Raw genomic sequence first — 16,283 nt, 5'->3', positions numbered from 1 at the left:
ATTAGAACATTGTTAATTTAATTTAATTCAATAAAGTTACTCAAACAACTTAGTAATTTAAATGACACTTGCAATTTAGGTGAATTTATATAAGAATAACTATTGTATAGTTTTAATAACGAACGTACGTTTGTAGGAGGGCGAAATCATTGGCAATGAATAAACAAAATAATTATTCAGATGATTCAATTCAGGTACTTGAAGGACTAGAAGCTGTTAGAAAGAGACCTGGTATGTACATTGGATCAACTGATAAACGAGGATTACATCATCTTGTATATGAAGTTGTCGATAACTCCGTCGATGAAGTATTAAATGGTTATGGTGATGCAATTACAGTAACAATTAATCAGGATGGTAGTATTTCTATAGAAGATAATGGTCGAGGTATGCCAACAGGTATACATGCGTCTGGCAAACCTACTGCAGAAGTTATATTTACTGTTTTACATGCTGGAGGTAAGTTTGGACAAGGGGGTTATAAAACATCTGGAGGTCTCCATGGGGTAGGTGCTTCTGTTGTAAATGCCCTTAGTGAATGGCTTGAAGTTGAAATTCATAGAGATGGTAATATCTACACCCAAAATTTCAAAAATGGTGGTATTCCAGCGACAGGCTTAGTAAAAACTGGAAAAACAAAAAAAACAGGTACTAAAGTTACATTTAAACCAGACTCAGAAATATTTAAGTCAACGACGACTTTTAATTTTGATATTTTAAGTGAGCGTTTACAAGAATCTGCATTTTTACTTAAAGATTTAAAAATTACACTTACTGATTTACGTAGTGGAAAAGAACGAGAAGAAATCTACCATTACGAAGAAGGAATTAAAGAATTTGTTAGTTATGTCAATGAAGGTAAAGAAGTATTACATGATGTTACTACATTTGCAGGGCATTCCAATGGAATAGAGGTAGACGTAGCATTCCAATATAATGATCAGTACTCTGAGAGCATATTAAGTTTTGTAAATAATGTTCGTACAAAGGATGGAGGTACTCATGAAGTTGGTTTCAAAACAGCGATGACTCGTGTTTTTAATGAATATGCACGTCGTATAAACGAACTGAAAGATAAAGATAAAAATTTAGACGGTAATGATATTCGTGAAGGTTTAACAGCGATTATTTCAGTACGTATACCAGAAGAACTTCTTCAATTTGAAGGGCAAACGAAATCAAAACTTGGCACTTCAGAAGCAAGGAGTGCTGTAGACTCTGTTGTTTCAGAGAAATTACCATATTACTTAGAAGAAAAGGGCCAATTATCTAAATCATTAGTTAAAAAAGCAATTAAAGCTCAACAAGCACGCGAGGCTGCTCGTAAAGCTAGAGAAGATGCACGCTCCGGAAAGAAAAATAAACGTAAAGATACATTGCTATCAGGTAAGTTAACTCCTGCGCAAAGTAAAAATACTGATAAAAACGAGTTATATTTAGTTGAGGGTGATTCAGCGGGAGGTTCTGCAAAATTAGGACGCGACCGTAAATTCCAAGCTATTTTACCTCTTCGTGGAAAGGTGATTAATACAGAAAAGGCACGTTTAGAGGATATTTTTAAAAATGAAGAAATTAATACGATTATTCATACTATTGGTGCTGGTGTTGGTACTGACTTTAAAATTGAAGATAGTAATTACAACAGAATTATTATCATGACAGATGCTGATACGGATGGTGCACATATTCAAGTATTATTGCTTACATTTTTCTTTAAATATATGAAACCACTTGTTCAAGCTGGACGTGTCTTTATTGCGTTACCGCCTTTATACAAATTAGAAAAAGGTAAAGGTAAGAATAAAAAAGTTGAGTACGCTTGGACTGATGAAGAATTAGAAAATTTACAAAAACAATTAGGAAAAGGTTTCACATTACAGCGTTATAAAGGTCTTGGTGAAATGAATCCAGAACAATTATGGGAAACTACCATGAATCCAGAAACTCGAACATTAATTAGAGTTCAAGTTGAAGATGAAGTTCGTTCATCAAAACGTGTCACTACTTTGATGGGGGATAAGGTTGCCCCAAGAAGAGAGTGGATTGAAAAACACGTTGAATTTGGTATGCAAGAAGATCAAAGTATTTTGGATAATAAAGAAGTCCAAATACTAGAGAATGAAAAATATATTGAGGAGGAAACGAATTGAGTGAGATAATTCAAGATTTGTCACTTGAAGATGTTATTGGTGACCGATTTGGACGTTATAGTAAATATATCATTCAAGAACGTGCATTACCTGATGTACGTGATGGTTTAAAACCAGTACAACGACGTATACTATTCGCAATGTATTCTAGTGGGAATACGTATGATAAAAATTTCCGTAAAAGTGCGAAAACTGTCGGTGATGTTATAGGTCAGTATCATCCTCATGGAGACTCTTCAGTATATGATGCTATGGTGCGCTTAAGTCAAGATTGGAAGTTACGTCATGTTCTAATTGAAATGCATGGGAATAATGGTAGTATCGATAACGATCCTCCAGCTGCTATGCGTTACACAGAAGCTAAACTTAGTCAATTATCAGAAGAACTATTAAGGGATATTAATAAGGAAACAGTATCATTTATTCCAAACTATGATGACACAACTTTGGAACCAATGGTATTACCAGCGAGATTTCCTAATTTATTAATTAATGGATCTACGGGGATTTCTTCAGGATATGCTACTGATATCCCGCCACATAACCTTGCCGAAGTGATACAAGGTACATTGAAGTATATCGATCAACCTGATATTACAATTAATCAGCTGATGAAATATATCAAAGGGCCTGACTTTCCTACAGGTGGTATCATTCAAGGAATAGAAGGTATAAAAAAAGCATATGAGACTGGTAAAGGAAGGGTTGTCGTGCGTTCACGAGTAGATGAAGAACCTTTAAGAAGTGGACGTAAACAATTAATTGTGACTGAAATTCCTTATGAAGTGAATAAAAGTAGTTTAGTTAAAAGAATCGACGAATTACGTGCTGATAAAAAGGTTGATGGTATTGTAGAAGTTCGAGATGAGACTGATAGAACTGGATTACGAATTGCAATCGAATTAAAAAAAGATGCTAATAGCGAATCAATCAAAAACTATTTATATAAGAATTCGGATTTACAAATTTCATATAATTTTAATATGGTTGCTATTAGTGAAGGCCGCCCTAAGTTGATGGGATTACGTGAAATTATAGAAAGTTATTTAAATCATCAAATTGAAGTGGTTACAAATAGAACGCGCTATGACTTAGAGCAAGCTGAAAAACGTATGCATATTGTGGAAGGATTAATGAAAGCTTTATCTATACTTGATGAAGTTATTGCATTGATACGTAATTCTAAAAATAAAAAAGATGCTAAAGATAATTTAGTTGCAGAATATGGCTTTACTGAAGCTCAAGCAGAAGCTATTGTCATGTTACAGCTATATAGATTAACAAATACTGACATTGAAGCTTTGAAAAAAGAACATGAAGAGTTAGAAGCTTTAATAAAAGAATTAAGAAATATCTTAGATAATCATGAGGCGCTTTTAGCAGTAATTAAAGATGAACTAAATGAAATTAAAAAGAAATTTAAAGTGGATCGACTATCTACAATCGAAGCTGAAATTTCCGAAATCAAAATTGATAAAGAAGTTATGGTGCCTAGTGAAGAAGTGATTTTAAGTTTGACACAACATGGCTATATAAAACGTACATCTACACGTAGTTTTAACGCAAGCGGTGTGACTGAAATCGGTTTGAAGGACGGTGACCGCTTATTAAAACATGAAGCCGTGAATACTCAAGATACTGTTCTTGTATTTACAAATAAAGGTAGATATTTGTTTATACCTGTTCATAAATTAGCCGATATCCGTTGGAAAGAGCTTGGTCAACACATATCACAAATTGTGCCAATAGATGAAGATGAAGAAGTAGTAAATGTATACAACGAAAAAGATTTTAAAAATGGAGCCTTTTATATTATGGCTACTAAAAACGGCATGATTAAGAAAAGTAGCGCTTCACAATTTAAAACTACTCGTTTTAATAAACCACTCATAAATATGAAGGTTAAAGACAATGATAAACTTATTAATGTCGTTCGATTAGAGACTGATCAGTTAATTACTGTTCTAACGCATAAAGGCATGTCATTAACTTATTCAACTAATGAATTATCGGATACAGGCTTAAGAGCAGCTGGTGTTAAATCAATTAATCTTAAAGATGAAGACTATGTTGTTATGACAGAAGATGTGAACGATTCAGATTCCATAATAATGGTTACACAACGTGGTGCTATGAAGCGTATTGATTTTAATGTTCTTCAAGAAGCTAAACGCGCACAACGTGGAATCACTTTACTAAAAGAATTAAAGAAAAAACCGCATCGGATTGTGGCGGGTGCAGTAGTTAAAGAAAATCACACGAAATATGTTGTATTCTCTCAACATCATGAAGAATATGGTAAAATCGATGATGTACACTTATCTGAACAATATACGAATGGATCATTTATTATTGATACTGATGATTTTGGAGAAGTAGAAAGTATGATTCTAGAGTAAAAGTATATGCAATCACAAAATAAAATGATAAAATAAAAATTAATAATAGCAACTAAAATGAGCCCAAGGGATTTATGTCTAATTTGAACTATCAAAGTGATAATATACATTTATTGTTAATATGAATGTTTAATCTTTGTTAATGAAATTAAAGCATAAATCTCTTGGTGTATTTAAAACGATAAATTTAAGTGGATGAGAGGGATTCGTTTTGCAAGATTTCGATAACTTAATTCCTGGCTGGTTTAAAACATTTGTTCAAGTCGGGAATGACTTAATTTGGTCTCAATATCTTATTGGATTATTATTAACAGCAGGTTTTTTCTTTACAATTAGTTCTAAATTTATTCAACTCAGAATGTTACCAGAGATGTTTAGAGCATTAACTGAAAAGCCAGAAACTTTAAGTAGTGGTGAGAAGGGTATTTCACCATTTCAAGCTTTTGCGATTAGTGCTGGGTCAAGAGTAGGAACTGGAAATATTGCCGGTGTTGCAACTGCTATTGTTCTTGGTGGTCCCGGTGCAGTCTTTTGGATGTGGGTTATTGCTTTTATTGGTGCAGCTAGTGCATTTATGGAAGCAACACTTGCGCAAGTTTATAAGGTACATGACAAAGAAGGTGGGTTCCGTGGCGGACCAGCCTATTACATAACAAAAGGACTTAACCAAAAATGGCTTGGAATTGTATTTGCTATTTTAATTACAGTTACATTTGCTTTTGTATTTAATACTGTTCAAGCAAATACAATTGCTGAATCATTAAATACTCAATACAATATTAGCCCTGTAATTACTGGAATAGTACTTGCAGTTATTACAGGTATTATCATTTTTGGTGGTGTTCGTAGCATAGCTACACTATCTTCACTTATTGTGCCTATTATGGCTATTGTTTATATAGGTATGGTTTTAATCATTTTATTACTCAATATAGATCAAATTGTACCTATGATTGGCACTATTATCAAAAGTGCATTCGGAGTTCAGCAGGTTACTGGTGGTGCTGTAGGAGCAGCTATTCTTCAAGGTATTAAACGTGGTTTATTTTCAAACGAAGCTGGTATGGGATCTGCACCTAATGCTGCTGCTACAGCTGCTGTGCCTCATCCCGTTAAACAAGGTTTAATTCAATCATTAGGTGTATTCTTTGACACTATGCTTGTTTGTACAGCTACAGCAATTATGATTTTATTATATTCTGGTTTACAATTTGGTGATAGTGCGCCTCAAGGTGTAGCAGTTACGCAATCAGCGTTGAACGAACATTTAGGTTCAGCAGGAGGTATTTTCCTAACTGTAGCAGTTACCTTATTTGCATTTTCATCTGTTGTAGGTAACTATTACTATGGACAATCCAATATCGAATTTTTATCTAACAATAAGATGATATTATTTATTTTTAGATGTTTTGTAGTACTTTTAGTATTTGTAGGTGCTGTTGCTAAAACAGAAACAGTATGGAGTACTGCCGATTTATTTATGGGTCTTATGGCAATAGTAAATATCATATCAATTATAGGTTTGTCGAATATAGCATTTGCAGTGATGAAAGATTATCAAAGACAACGTAAAGAAGGTAAGAGACCTGTGTTTAAACCCGAAAACTTGGAAATAAATTTATTTGGCATTGAGACTTGGGGACAACATGCAAGAATACCAAAAAAATAGTGAATAAATTAATAAAATAACGGCTTGATACATATCCCTTGACGTATCAAGCCGTTTTAATTTTTGGAAAGATTTAAAGTATTGATGTCATTAATTCAGTCTCTAAATAGCAGTAAAAACTTTCAAAATAGATTCCTTTTCAATTTAGGTATTAAGCATTATAATTTTAATAATGATATTAGAAAGGTGATTATGATGAGCAAGTATGTAATAACGAAAACACTCAATAATAATGTCATCATATGCACAAAAAATCATCAAGAGGTTGTTTTAATTGGTAAAGGTATTGGTTTTAATAAAAAGGTTGGTATGACAGTTCAAGAGAATGCTTCGATAGAAAAAATTTATAAATTAGAACAACAAGAGCAACAAGAACACTACAAAACACTTTTGGAGCTCGGAGAAGATCATGTTGTTCAAGCGGTGATAGACTCAGTTAATATTATCAATGAATCTGGTCTAATTACAGATGATAAAAATTTGGTTGTTGCACTTACAGATCACATCATTTATGCCTATAAAAGACTTAAGCAACATCAAATGATTACAAATCCATTTGTGATTGAAACAAAACATCTTTATAGTAATGCATACAATGTTGCTCGAAAGGTAATCGATAAATTAAATAAAACCTTAGACGTACATTTTCCAGAAGATGAAATTGGATTCATCGCATTACATATTGCATCTAACTCTGAAAAATTATCAATTCATGATATTTCAGTAATAAACAAGTTAATCAATAAGAGTATTACAATTATTGAAACAGATTTACAACATTCAATTGATAAACAAACTATACAATATCAGCGTTTTATAAGGCACATACAATTTTTAATATATCGATTAACTAAAGGTGAGTATTTAGAAGCACAAGAGAATTTTATATCGATGATAAAAACTATGTATCCACGTAGTTTTAATACAGCTTATAAAATATTAAAAATGATTCAACGTGAATTTAGTGTGTATGTATTCGAAGCGGAAATAGTTTATTTAACACTACATATCAATCATTTTGAAGTTCAAATTAGTAGTAAATAAATCTTAAAATATTCTTTTAATAAGAAAAGTGACTTTAATGATTAGAGTATTGTTATTTGTGGTAAGATAAATATTGTGTTTTTAAGCTTATTTTTACAATAAAATTAAAAAGTAAATAGATGTATTTTTAAGGCGTGGTGAATTTAATGAAAAATGAAAAAGAAATAAATGGAAAGAAAAGCCATTTTTTTAGTTTGTCAGAGTCTAGATTTATGAGGTTTTTAGGCGGAAATGACCTTATTTATGCTTTAATTGCATTGGTTCTTTTAGGTATTGTCATTTTTATCTTTGATAAAATTTCATATGTCTTTCAACCATTTATTATTGTATTTAATACAATAGCAGCACCTATTATTGTTTCATTAGTACTATTTTATTTATTCAATCCTATTGTAAATATGATGGAGAGGTATCGTATTCCAAGACTATTAGGTATAACAATTATTTATGTTGCAATTGTTGGTATTATTACATTAATAGTTAATTTACTTATTCCAATTATTGGATCACAGATAGAAAGTTTTATCAAAAATACACCTAATTATTTACATAAAATTACGCGATCCCTTGATAAACTTAATAATAATACAATTTTATCTGGTTATATGGGACAAGTGAACGAATGGTTAGAATCTGCTCAGAAAAAGATACCATCTATGGTTTCAGATTACTCAGATGGATTTGGATCTAAACTTGCAACTTTTGCTGAAGCAGTCGCGAATATCGGTATTGTTATTGGGACTACACCTTTTGTGTTGTTCTTTATGTTAAAAGATGGTCATAAATTTAAAGATTATACTACAAAAATTATGCCACCTAAATTTAGAAAAGATTTTCATGACTTGTTAGAAAAGATGAGTGTACAAGTTGGTTCGTACATTCAAGGTCAAATTATTGTGTCATTTTGTATTGGATTATTACTATTTATTGGCTATTCAATTATTGGTCTTAAGTACGCCTTGGTTTTAGCAAGTATTGCTGCAGTCACTAGTGTAGTTCCTTATTTAGGACCGACAATAGCAATATCGCCTGCGATTGTTATCGCGATTATTACTTCACCTTTGATGTTATTAAAGTTAGCTGTTGTATGGACACTTGTCCAATTCTTTGAAGGCCACTTTATCTCTCCTAACGTTATGGGTAAAACATTGAAAATTCATCCTTTAACAATTATTTTCATTTTATTATGTGCAGGAAATTTAATGGGCATTGTTGGAGTGATTATTGGTATTCCTCTATACGCTGTACTTAAGGTATTGGTTTCACACATATTTATGTTATTTAAACGAAGATACAATCGCTACTATGGAAATGATGCTGGTGAGTACACTATCACTGAAGAAGAAAAAGGAATTAAACAATAATATATTAATTTAGACTGGAACAACAAAAAAACAATGTTCCAGTCTTTTTTATTTTAAATCACATACATTTACAATCATGATATGCTTAGTAATTATATGTTAAATGATTTTATTCAAATTAATCCCTCGGATGATGTGAAAATTGTATTACAATAATGTAAGGTTCATCTTGCTTATTGATATTCTATATGACATAGCTTTATGATATATTTTGATATATATCATATTGAATTAGAATCGAAGTGAAAACATGACACAAGAATTAAAAAGTAAATTACTTTCTTTTTTAAAACTTATTTTCGCCACTGCTTTATTTATCTTTGTAATTTTTACACTCTATAGAGAATTATCACATATCAATTTTAAAGAGACATTCATACAGTTTGGCAAAATTAATAGATTATGGCTCGTACTACTATTTGCTGGTGGGGGACTGTCACTCATTTTATTATCACTGTACGATATTATTTTAGTAAAATCTCTTAAACTTAAAATGCCGATGATTAGAGTCTTTAGAGTGAGTTATATTATCAACGCCCTAAATTCTATAATTGGTTTTGGAGGGTTTATAGGTGCAGGTGTAAGAGCTTTTGTATATAAAAATTATACTAATGACACGAAAAAGCTTGTGCAATATATTTCTATTATTTTAGTATCTATGCTTACGGGATTAAGTTTATTATCTATCTTAGTTGTTCTGCGTATATTTAACGCTTCTCACATGATTGATGAAATTTCATGGGTACGTTGGATTTTATATATTGTTGCATTATTTTTACCTATCTTTATTTTCTATACCGTGGCACGACCTGTAGATAGAAATAATCGTTTTATGGGTGTTTATTGTACAGTTGTATCATGTGTTGAGTGGATGGCAGCAGCTACTGTATTATATTTTGCTGCATTGATTGTCGATATACATATCTCATTTATGACTTTTGTAGGTATATTTGTTATTGCAGCTTTATCTGGTTTAGTTAGTTTTATTCCAGGTGGTTTTGGCGCGTTTGATTTAGTCGTGTTACTAGGACTGAAATCACTTGGTATTTCTGAAGAAAAGATACTTCTAGCATTAGTTTTATATCGATTTGCTTATTATTTTGTGCCAGTGATGATTGCACTTATATTATCTTCATTTGAATTTGGAAATACTGCTAAAAAATATCTCGACAATTCGAAGTACTTTATACCTGTAAAAGACTTCACTTCATTTTTGAGGTCTTATCAGAAAGATATTTTAGCTAAAATACCTTCATTTTCGTTAGCAATTTTAATATTTTTAACTAGTATTATTTTCTTTATTAACAATTTAACTATTGTCTATGATGGATTGTATGACGGAAATCATTTTGCCTATTATATTGCTTTAGCTATACAAACGGGTGCTTGTTTGTTACTTATTCTAAATGTAAGAGGTATTTATAAAGGCAGTCGTCGTGCAATAATTTATGCCTTTATTTCTATTATTTTAATTGCTAGTGTGACTATATATACTTATGCGTCATTTTTATTATTGTCATGGCTCATTATCATATTTGTGTTACTGATTTTAGCTTATCAACGTGCTCAAGTACTTAAACGACCATTACGCTTTAAAAAGTTGGCGTTTATGCTACTTCTTAGTATCTTTATTCTTTATTTAAATCATATTTTAATATCAGAAACTTTATATGCATTAGATGTTTATCATATTGAGATTGATACGTCTTTATTACGATATTACTTTTGGATGACCATTGTTATTATTATGCTACTCGTTGGCGTTATTGCTTGGCTTTTTGATTATAAGTATAAACGTTCTCATCATAGCGTTGATTTAACACTTTGCGATGAAATTATTCAAAAATACGGTGGTAATTATTTAAGTCACCTGGTTTATAGTGGTGACAAAGATTGTTTCTTTAATGAAAATAAAGATTCTTTTATTATGTATCGATATAAGTCCAATGCCCTTGTCGTTTTAGGTGATCCAATTGGCAATACTAAATCATTTGAGTCATTATTAGAAGCATTTTATCAGTTTGCTGAGTATCAAGGTTATGAAATTATTTTTTATCAAATAAGTGATCAATATATGCCTTTATATCATAATTTTGGGAATCAATTCTTTAAATTAGGTGAAGAAGCTATTATTGATTTAACAACGTTTACAACATCTGGTAAAAAACGACGTGGTTTTAGAGCGACGCTTAATAAGTTTGATGATTTAAATATCAATTTTGAAATTATTGAACCACCATTCACTCAAGATTTCTTTGATGAACTTAAATTTGTGAGTGATAAATGGTTGGATGGAAGAAGTGAGATGCATTTTTCTGTAGGTCAATTTACTCAAACTTATTTATCGAAAGCACCTATTGGAGTAATGAGAGATCATTCTGGCAAGATGATTGCATTTTGTAGTTTGATGCCTACTTATTCTAATAATGCAATATCTGTTGATTTAATTAGATGGCTGCCTGAATTGGATTTACCTTTAATGGATGGATTATATCTTCATATGTTGTTATGGAGTAAAGAAAAGGGGTATAAAGCATTTAATATGGGAATGGCGACACTCTCCAATGTAGGTCAATTGCATTATTCTTATTTAAGAGAGAGAATGGCGGGGCGTGTATTTGAACATTTCAATGGTTTATACCGTTTTCAAGGATTAAGACGTTATAAAGAAAAATATAGCCCCAATTGGGAACCTAGATTTTTAGTTTATCAAAAGCATTATTCTCTGTGGGAGAGTATGCTTAAAGTGATGAGAGTCATACGCCATAAATAATGAGTGTTTTAAACATTTATCTCTAAATATCCATAAATATAGCCTGGAACATCAATTGTTGTTCCAGGCATTTTTAATCTAAGGTAGTTGTTGACTAAATTGAAAAAATCTTTTTATCAAAAATCTACATTTATATTTTTTATTTTCAAGATGGAGTGATATATTCAAAATGAATCATGGCCCAATCTATTATTTACATATGATTATCTTTGATATAATTAGCACGGTCTTGTTGTTCTTGTTTATAACGTTCAGGGTTCTTTTTGTAAAAATCTTGATGGTATGCTTCCGCTTCATAAAAAGTTGATGCTGGTAAAATTTTTGTTGCAATTGTTTTATCAGCGTTAAAACTATCTTGGAGTTCACATATATATTGTTCAGCTAACTGTCTTTGATGTTCATTTGAATAGAAAATAGCGGTCTTATATTGAGAACCTCTATCCTGAAATTGACCACCATCATCCAAAGGATCGATAACTGAAAAGAAAATTTCTAATAATTTATGATATGAAAATAGAGCAACATCATACTCAATTTTAACCACTTCATAATGCCCAGTAGATCCAGTTTTTACTTCTTCATAAGAAGGATTAACTAAGTGACCTCCCATATATCCCGATGTGACTTTTTCGATACCATCGAATGTATCAAAAGGTTTAGTCATACACCAAAAACAGCCACCAGCAAAGTATGCAGTATTGATATTCATTTATGCCATCCTCTCATTGGACCTTAGTACCATTTATTAAAAAACTCTTGCAATTTGAATACTTTTTCTATAACGTTAATACATATTAATTATAGTATATAGATATGTAATTTTGAAGGTATAAGGTAGGTAAATATGACTGAACAGAAGGATATTAAAGAAACAGAGTATCGACGACAGAAAGGAACAACTTCGACACCTTCTAGGCGAAGAAATAAAAAAAGAATGCGGAAGTTACCTTTTATCATTTTAATCATTCTTATTATTTTAATTTCTATCATTGTGTATATTACCCATCAGTATAACAGTGGTATGAAGTATGCTAAAGAACATGCTAAGGATGTGAAAGTGCATAAATTTAATGGGAATATGAAAAATGATGGGAAGATTTCAGTTCTTGTCCTTGGTGCAGATAAGGCTCAAGGTGGCAAGTCACGTACTGACTCGATTATGATTGTTCAATATGATTACGTACATAAAAAAATGAAAATGATGTCTGTCATGAGAGATATTTATGCTGATATTCCTGGTTATGATAAATATAAAATTAATGCCGCATATTCACTTGGAGGCCCGGAATTGTTAAGAAAAACACTTAACAAAAATTTAGGTATTAATCCTGAGTATTACGCTGTAGTAGATTTTACGGGATTTGAAAAAATGATAGATGAACTACAGCCTAATGGTGTCCCAATTGATGTGGAAAAAGACATGTCTGAAAATATAGGTGTGTCTTTGAAAAAAGGACATCATAAGTTAAATGGTAAAGAATTACTTGGTTATGCTAGATTTCGTCATGATCCGGAAGGAGATTTTGGTCGTGTGAGAAGACAGCAACAAGTGATGCAAACATTAAAACAAGAGTTAGTTAATTTCAATACAGTTGCGAAACTACCAAAAGTTGCTGGTATTTTAAGAGGTTATGTTAACACAAACATGCCTAACTCTGCGATTTTTCAAACAGGTATAAGTTTTGGAATTCGTGGAGATAAAGATGTGCAATCTTTGACAGTTCCTATTAAAGGAAGCTACCAAGATATTAATACAAATAATGACGGTAGTGCGCTTCAAATAGACTCTGAGAAAAATAAGCAAGCAATCAAAAATTTCTTTGAAGATAATTAAAAAATGAATCCCTGAAAGTAAGACAATTAATAATAATTGTTTTACTTTCAGGGATTTTATGTTTACTGATCAGATTTTCTTACGCCACCGACAGCATAATGATCTTTTCTCATTTCTTCAATGACCACGTGAATCGCTTCTTTATTTGCACCTGTAGTTTTTTCTACAGCATGAGTGACTTCCGTAACTAAATCCTTAAGTTGTTCATCAGAACGGCCTTCTAATAATTTCACATTAATGATTGGCATAATCAACATTCTCCTTTGCTATATAACATTGGCTCTTTTAGTATAGCATGAAAATGAGAAGAATGAATAAGAACAAATGTTCTTATTAGCATTGAAATAGAACAAGTGTTCTTATATAATGGTTTTGTAAGGGAGGATCAGTTATGTATGATTACAATTTATTAGAAGATAGGGATGTACTCTGCATAGACCAAAAAAGTTTTTTTGCGAGTGTATCATGTATGGAAAAAGGATTGGACCCATTAACAACTAAGCTAGCAGTTGTAGCAGATACGAAAAGGCAAGGTTCGGTCGTTCTAGCAGCAACTCCAAAGTTAAAAGAATTAGGTATTAAAACGGGATCAAGACTTTTTGAGATACCGCATCGTAATGACATTTATATTATTAATCCAAGTATGAGAAAGTATTTAAATGTATCTGTTGCAATTTCAAAGATTGCACTGCGGTACGTTCCACCTGAAGATTTACATCAGTATAGTATTGATGAATTTTTCATGGATGTAACGGATAGTTACCATAGATTTAATTCAACAGTTTTTGCTTTTTGTAAAAGATTTCAAAATGAAATATTAGAAGAAACAGGTATTCACTGTACCATTGGAATAGGCTCGAATATGCTATTGAGCAAGGTTGCAATGGATATTGAAGCTAAGCATACGGAAAACGGTATAGCTGAATGGCGTTATCAAGATGTACCTGAAAAATTATGGCCAATTCAACCACTTAGAGATTTTTGGGGGATTAATAAGCGTACAGAAAAGAAATTGAATAAAAGAGGAATATTTACAATAGGAGATTTAGCAAAGTATCCATATCATTATTTAAAAAGAGATTTTGGAGTTTTAGGTATAGATATGCATCTACATGCAAACGGTATTGATCAAAGTAAAGTAAGAGAAAAATATAAAGTAACAAATCCTTCAATATGTAAAAGTCAGATTTTAATGCGAGACTATCAATTTGAAGAATCCAAAGTTGTCATGCAAGAATTGATAGAAGATGTAGCAAGTCGTTTAAGAGCAGAAAAGAAGCTTGCGCGCACAATTCATTTTTCTTTTGGTTATGCAGAAGGTGGCGGCATACATAAGCAATACACCTTGGAGGATCCTACAAATTTAGAAAGAGATATATTCAAAGTCATTAATTATTTTGCAAATCGTCTGTGTGACAAAAAAGCATTGTATAGAACGTTAAGTGTATCGTTAACTCAGTTTATTAAAGAAAGCGATCGACAACTTAACTTATTCATTGATGAATATGAACGTAAGAAAGATGAAAAACTTGCTAAAACCATTGATCACTTACATTTAAAATATGGAAAAGGAATTGTGTCAAAAGCGACTTCATACACCGAAGCTGGTACAAAGCATGGTCGATTAGGACTAATGGCTGGTCATAAAATGTAGATATACAAAGAGAGTTCCCCCTCGTCGTGCAACATATAGAAGCGAAAAGATAACGACTGGAAGGGGAATTTATTTAATAATAAGTATCAAAATTTGCGAGGGCTTTTATAGCATTCTCTCGATCTTCGGGATTTTTAAAACTGATTTGTAAAGCACCATAAATATCTTCACGTACTTCTAAAATCTTCAAGTTTATAATAGAAATATTATGTGAACTTATGATGTTTGTAATTTGACTTATCATACCCGGTTTATCAGGGATATCAACATAAAGATCATACGCAGTAGATATTGCACCGTGTTGTTTAACAGGAAGTTGATCACGATAATCTTTAGCTTTAACGAAGAAATCGTAAATACTATTACTATTTTGTTCTTGTATCAAATGTTCAATACCAGTAATTTGTTCTTTAATCTCGTTAAGTAAAGATAAAATATGATTTGGATTATTTAAAGTGATGTCCTTCCACATCTGAGCATTACTACTTGCTATACGAGTTATATCTCTAAAGCCACCGGCTGCTAATTTTTCGATTAAAGAATGGTCTTTGACATGATTAGCACTTAGATGAACTAAAATTGAAGCGATGATATGTGGAACATGACTCACTATACCGGTTACGAAATCATGTTCATTTGCATGGGTAACGATAAATTTTGCTAAAGTAGGTTTAAGTAATTGCTTTAAATATGTCGCGGATTCATTGTTTTCCATTTCATTAAATACAAGAATGTAATAAGCATTTTCAAATAAATGTTTTTTCGCGTTTAAAACACCAGATTTATGACTTCCTGCCATAGGATGACCACTAATTAAATGAATATCATGTTTTAATAATTCTTTTTCAAATGATTGTATAGTAAGTTTGGTACTACCTGTGTCTGTTACAATCAAATGAGTTTTTGTATTGTAATTTGTAAGTTCAGATAGATACTTAATTGTTTGCTCAACAGGAGTCGCAAAGATGATTATATCTGCTATCTCAACAGCAGCAGCATAATCATTAACTTTTTGATCAATAATACCTATAGAAAGGGCTTTATCAAGTTGTGTGTAGTCTGAATCGTATGCAAGAATATTGAAATTACTGTAATGATATTTTAAATTACTCGCCAAGCTACCGCCAATAAGGCCTAACCCTACAAATAAAATATTTCGCATAGAGCGCCTCCTTATTTCAGAATTTTCAGAATAACAATATTGTATATGAGTTATTTCAAGTATTCAATAACAAATATAACTTATGTATGATTTTAAGTTATTAAATAAAGAAGAATTTATAGTTTAATTTCAGTACGTTTTTATATAGGACATAAAGATAAACTCAACAAATTTTTCAATTTAATTTTAAAGTCAGTTGACAAATTAGAGAAAGATAGGTATTATACTAAATAA

Annotated in this window: 11 protein-coding genes; 8 read left to right on the top strand and 3 right to left on the bottom strand. The window is 31.4% G+C overall.

The window, feature by feature from the left end; translation table 11 throughout:
* Window positions 1–155 precede the first annotated feature (155 nt).
* From parE to mprF, 6 genes are all read left to right on the top strand, one after another.
* Window positions 156–2,150 (top strand): DNA topoisomerase IV subunit B, encoded by a 1,995-nt coding sequence (gene parE / locus HMPREF2663_RS05710; RefSeq protein ID WP_161388156.1) that lies wholly within the window; start codon window positions 156–158, stop codon window positions 2,148–2,150.
* Window positions 2,147–4,549 (top strand): DNA topoisomerase IV subunit A, encoded by a 2,403-nt coding sequence (gene parC / locus HMPREF2663_RS05705; protein WP_070845959.1) that lies wholly within the window; start codon window positions 2,147–2,149, stop codon window positions 4,547–4,549. Before parE ends, parC begins: the two co-directional genes overlap by 4 nt.
* Window positions 4,550–4,760: 211 nt before the next feature.
* Window positions 4,761–6,218, top strand: coding sequence for a glutamine transporter AlsT (locus tag HMPREF2663_RS05700; protein ID WP_002490504.1), 1,458 nt, complete (start codon window positions 4,761–4,763; stop codon window positions 6,216–6,218).
* Window positions 6,219–6,413: 195 nt separating this feature from the next.
* The gene (gene glcT / locus HMPREF2663_RS05695) at window positions 6,414–7,262 is read left to right on the top strand and encodes a glucose PTS transporter transcription antiterminator GlcT (RefSeq protein ID WP_070845957.1); all 849 of its coding nucleotides are present in this window, start codon (window positions 6,414–6,416) and stop codon (window positions 7,260–7,262) included.
* A 146-nt stretch (window positions 7,263–7,408) separates the two neighbouring features.
* Entirely contained in the window at window positions 7,409–8,626 is a 1,218-nt protein-coding gene (locus HMPREF2663_RS05690) for an AI-2E family transporter (protein ID WP_002446374.1), read from the top strand.
* Between the two features lie 250 nt (window positions 8,627–8,876).
* Entirely contained in the window at window positions 8,877–11,399 is a 2,523-nt protein-coding gene (gene mprF / locus HMPREF2663_RS05685; protein WP_070845955.1) for a bifunctional lysylphosphatidylglycerol flippase/synthetase MprF, read from the top strand.
* Window positions 11,400–11,592: 193 nt separating this feature from the next.
* On the opposite strand, the gene msrA is transcribed toward mprF, so the two are convergent.
* Window positions 11,593–12,108: a peptide-methionine (S)-S-oxide reductase MsrA gene (gene msrA, locus HMPREF2663_RS05680; RefSeq protein ID WP_070845953.1), complete on the bottom strand. Its 516-nt coding sequence runs from the start codon at window positions 12,106–12,108 to the stop codon at window positions 11,593–11,595.
* 135 nt (window positions 12,109–12,243) lie between these two features.
* On the opposite strand from msrA, the gene HMPREF2663_RS05675 reads away from it, so the two are divergent.
* Entirely contained in the window at window positions 12,244–13,233 is a 990-nt protein-coding gene (locus tag HMPREF2663_RS05675) for an LCP family protein (RefSeq protein ID WP_002457490.1), read from the top strand.
* A 62-nt stretch (window positions 13,234–13,295) separates the two neighbouring features.
* Here the strand turns inward: HMPREF2663_RS05675 and HMPREF2663_RS05670 are convergent, their stop codons facing one another.
* Window positions 13,296–13,481, bottom strand: coding sequence for a 2-hydroxymuconate tautomerase (locus HMPREF2663_RS05670; RefSeq protein ID WP_001831035.1), 186 nt, complete (start codon window positions 13,479–13,481; stop codon window positions 13,296–13,298).
* A gap of 143 nt (window positions 13,482–13,624) precedes the next feature.
* Here HMPREF2663_RS05670 and HMPREF2663_RS05665 point away from each other — a divergent pair, with 143 nt between their 5' ends.
* On the top strand, window positions 13,625–14,887 hold the full coding sequence (locus tag HMPREF2663_RS05665) for a Y-family DNA polymerase (protein ID WP_002446378.1): 1,263 nt from the start codon (window positions 13,625–13,627) through the stop codon (window positions 14,885–14,887).
* Window positions 14,888–14,960: 73 nt separating this feature from the next.
* Here HMPREF2663_RS05665 and HMPREF2663_RS05660 read toward each other — a convergent pair whose 3' ends face one another.
* A complete protein-coding gene (locus tag HMPREF2663_RS05660; protein ID WP_002457488.1) occupies window positions 14,961–16,049 on the bottom strand; it encodes a prephenate dehydrogenase in 1,089 nt (362 codons plus the stop codon).
* Window positions 16,050–16,283: the final 234 nt, after the last annotated feature.

Source organism: Staphylococcus sp. HMSC077D08 (assembly GCF_001837945.1).
GTDB classification, from domain to species: domain Bacteria; phylum Bacillota; class Bacilli; order Staphylococcales; family Staphylococcaceae; genus Staphylococcus; species Staphylococcus epidermidis.
The sequence above is the reverse complement of the archived record's forward strand: the minus strand, read 5'-3'. Positions and strand labels throughout refer to the sequence as shown.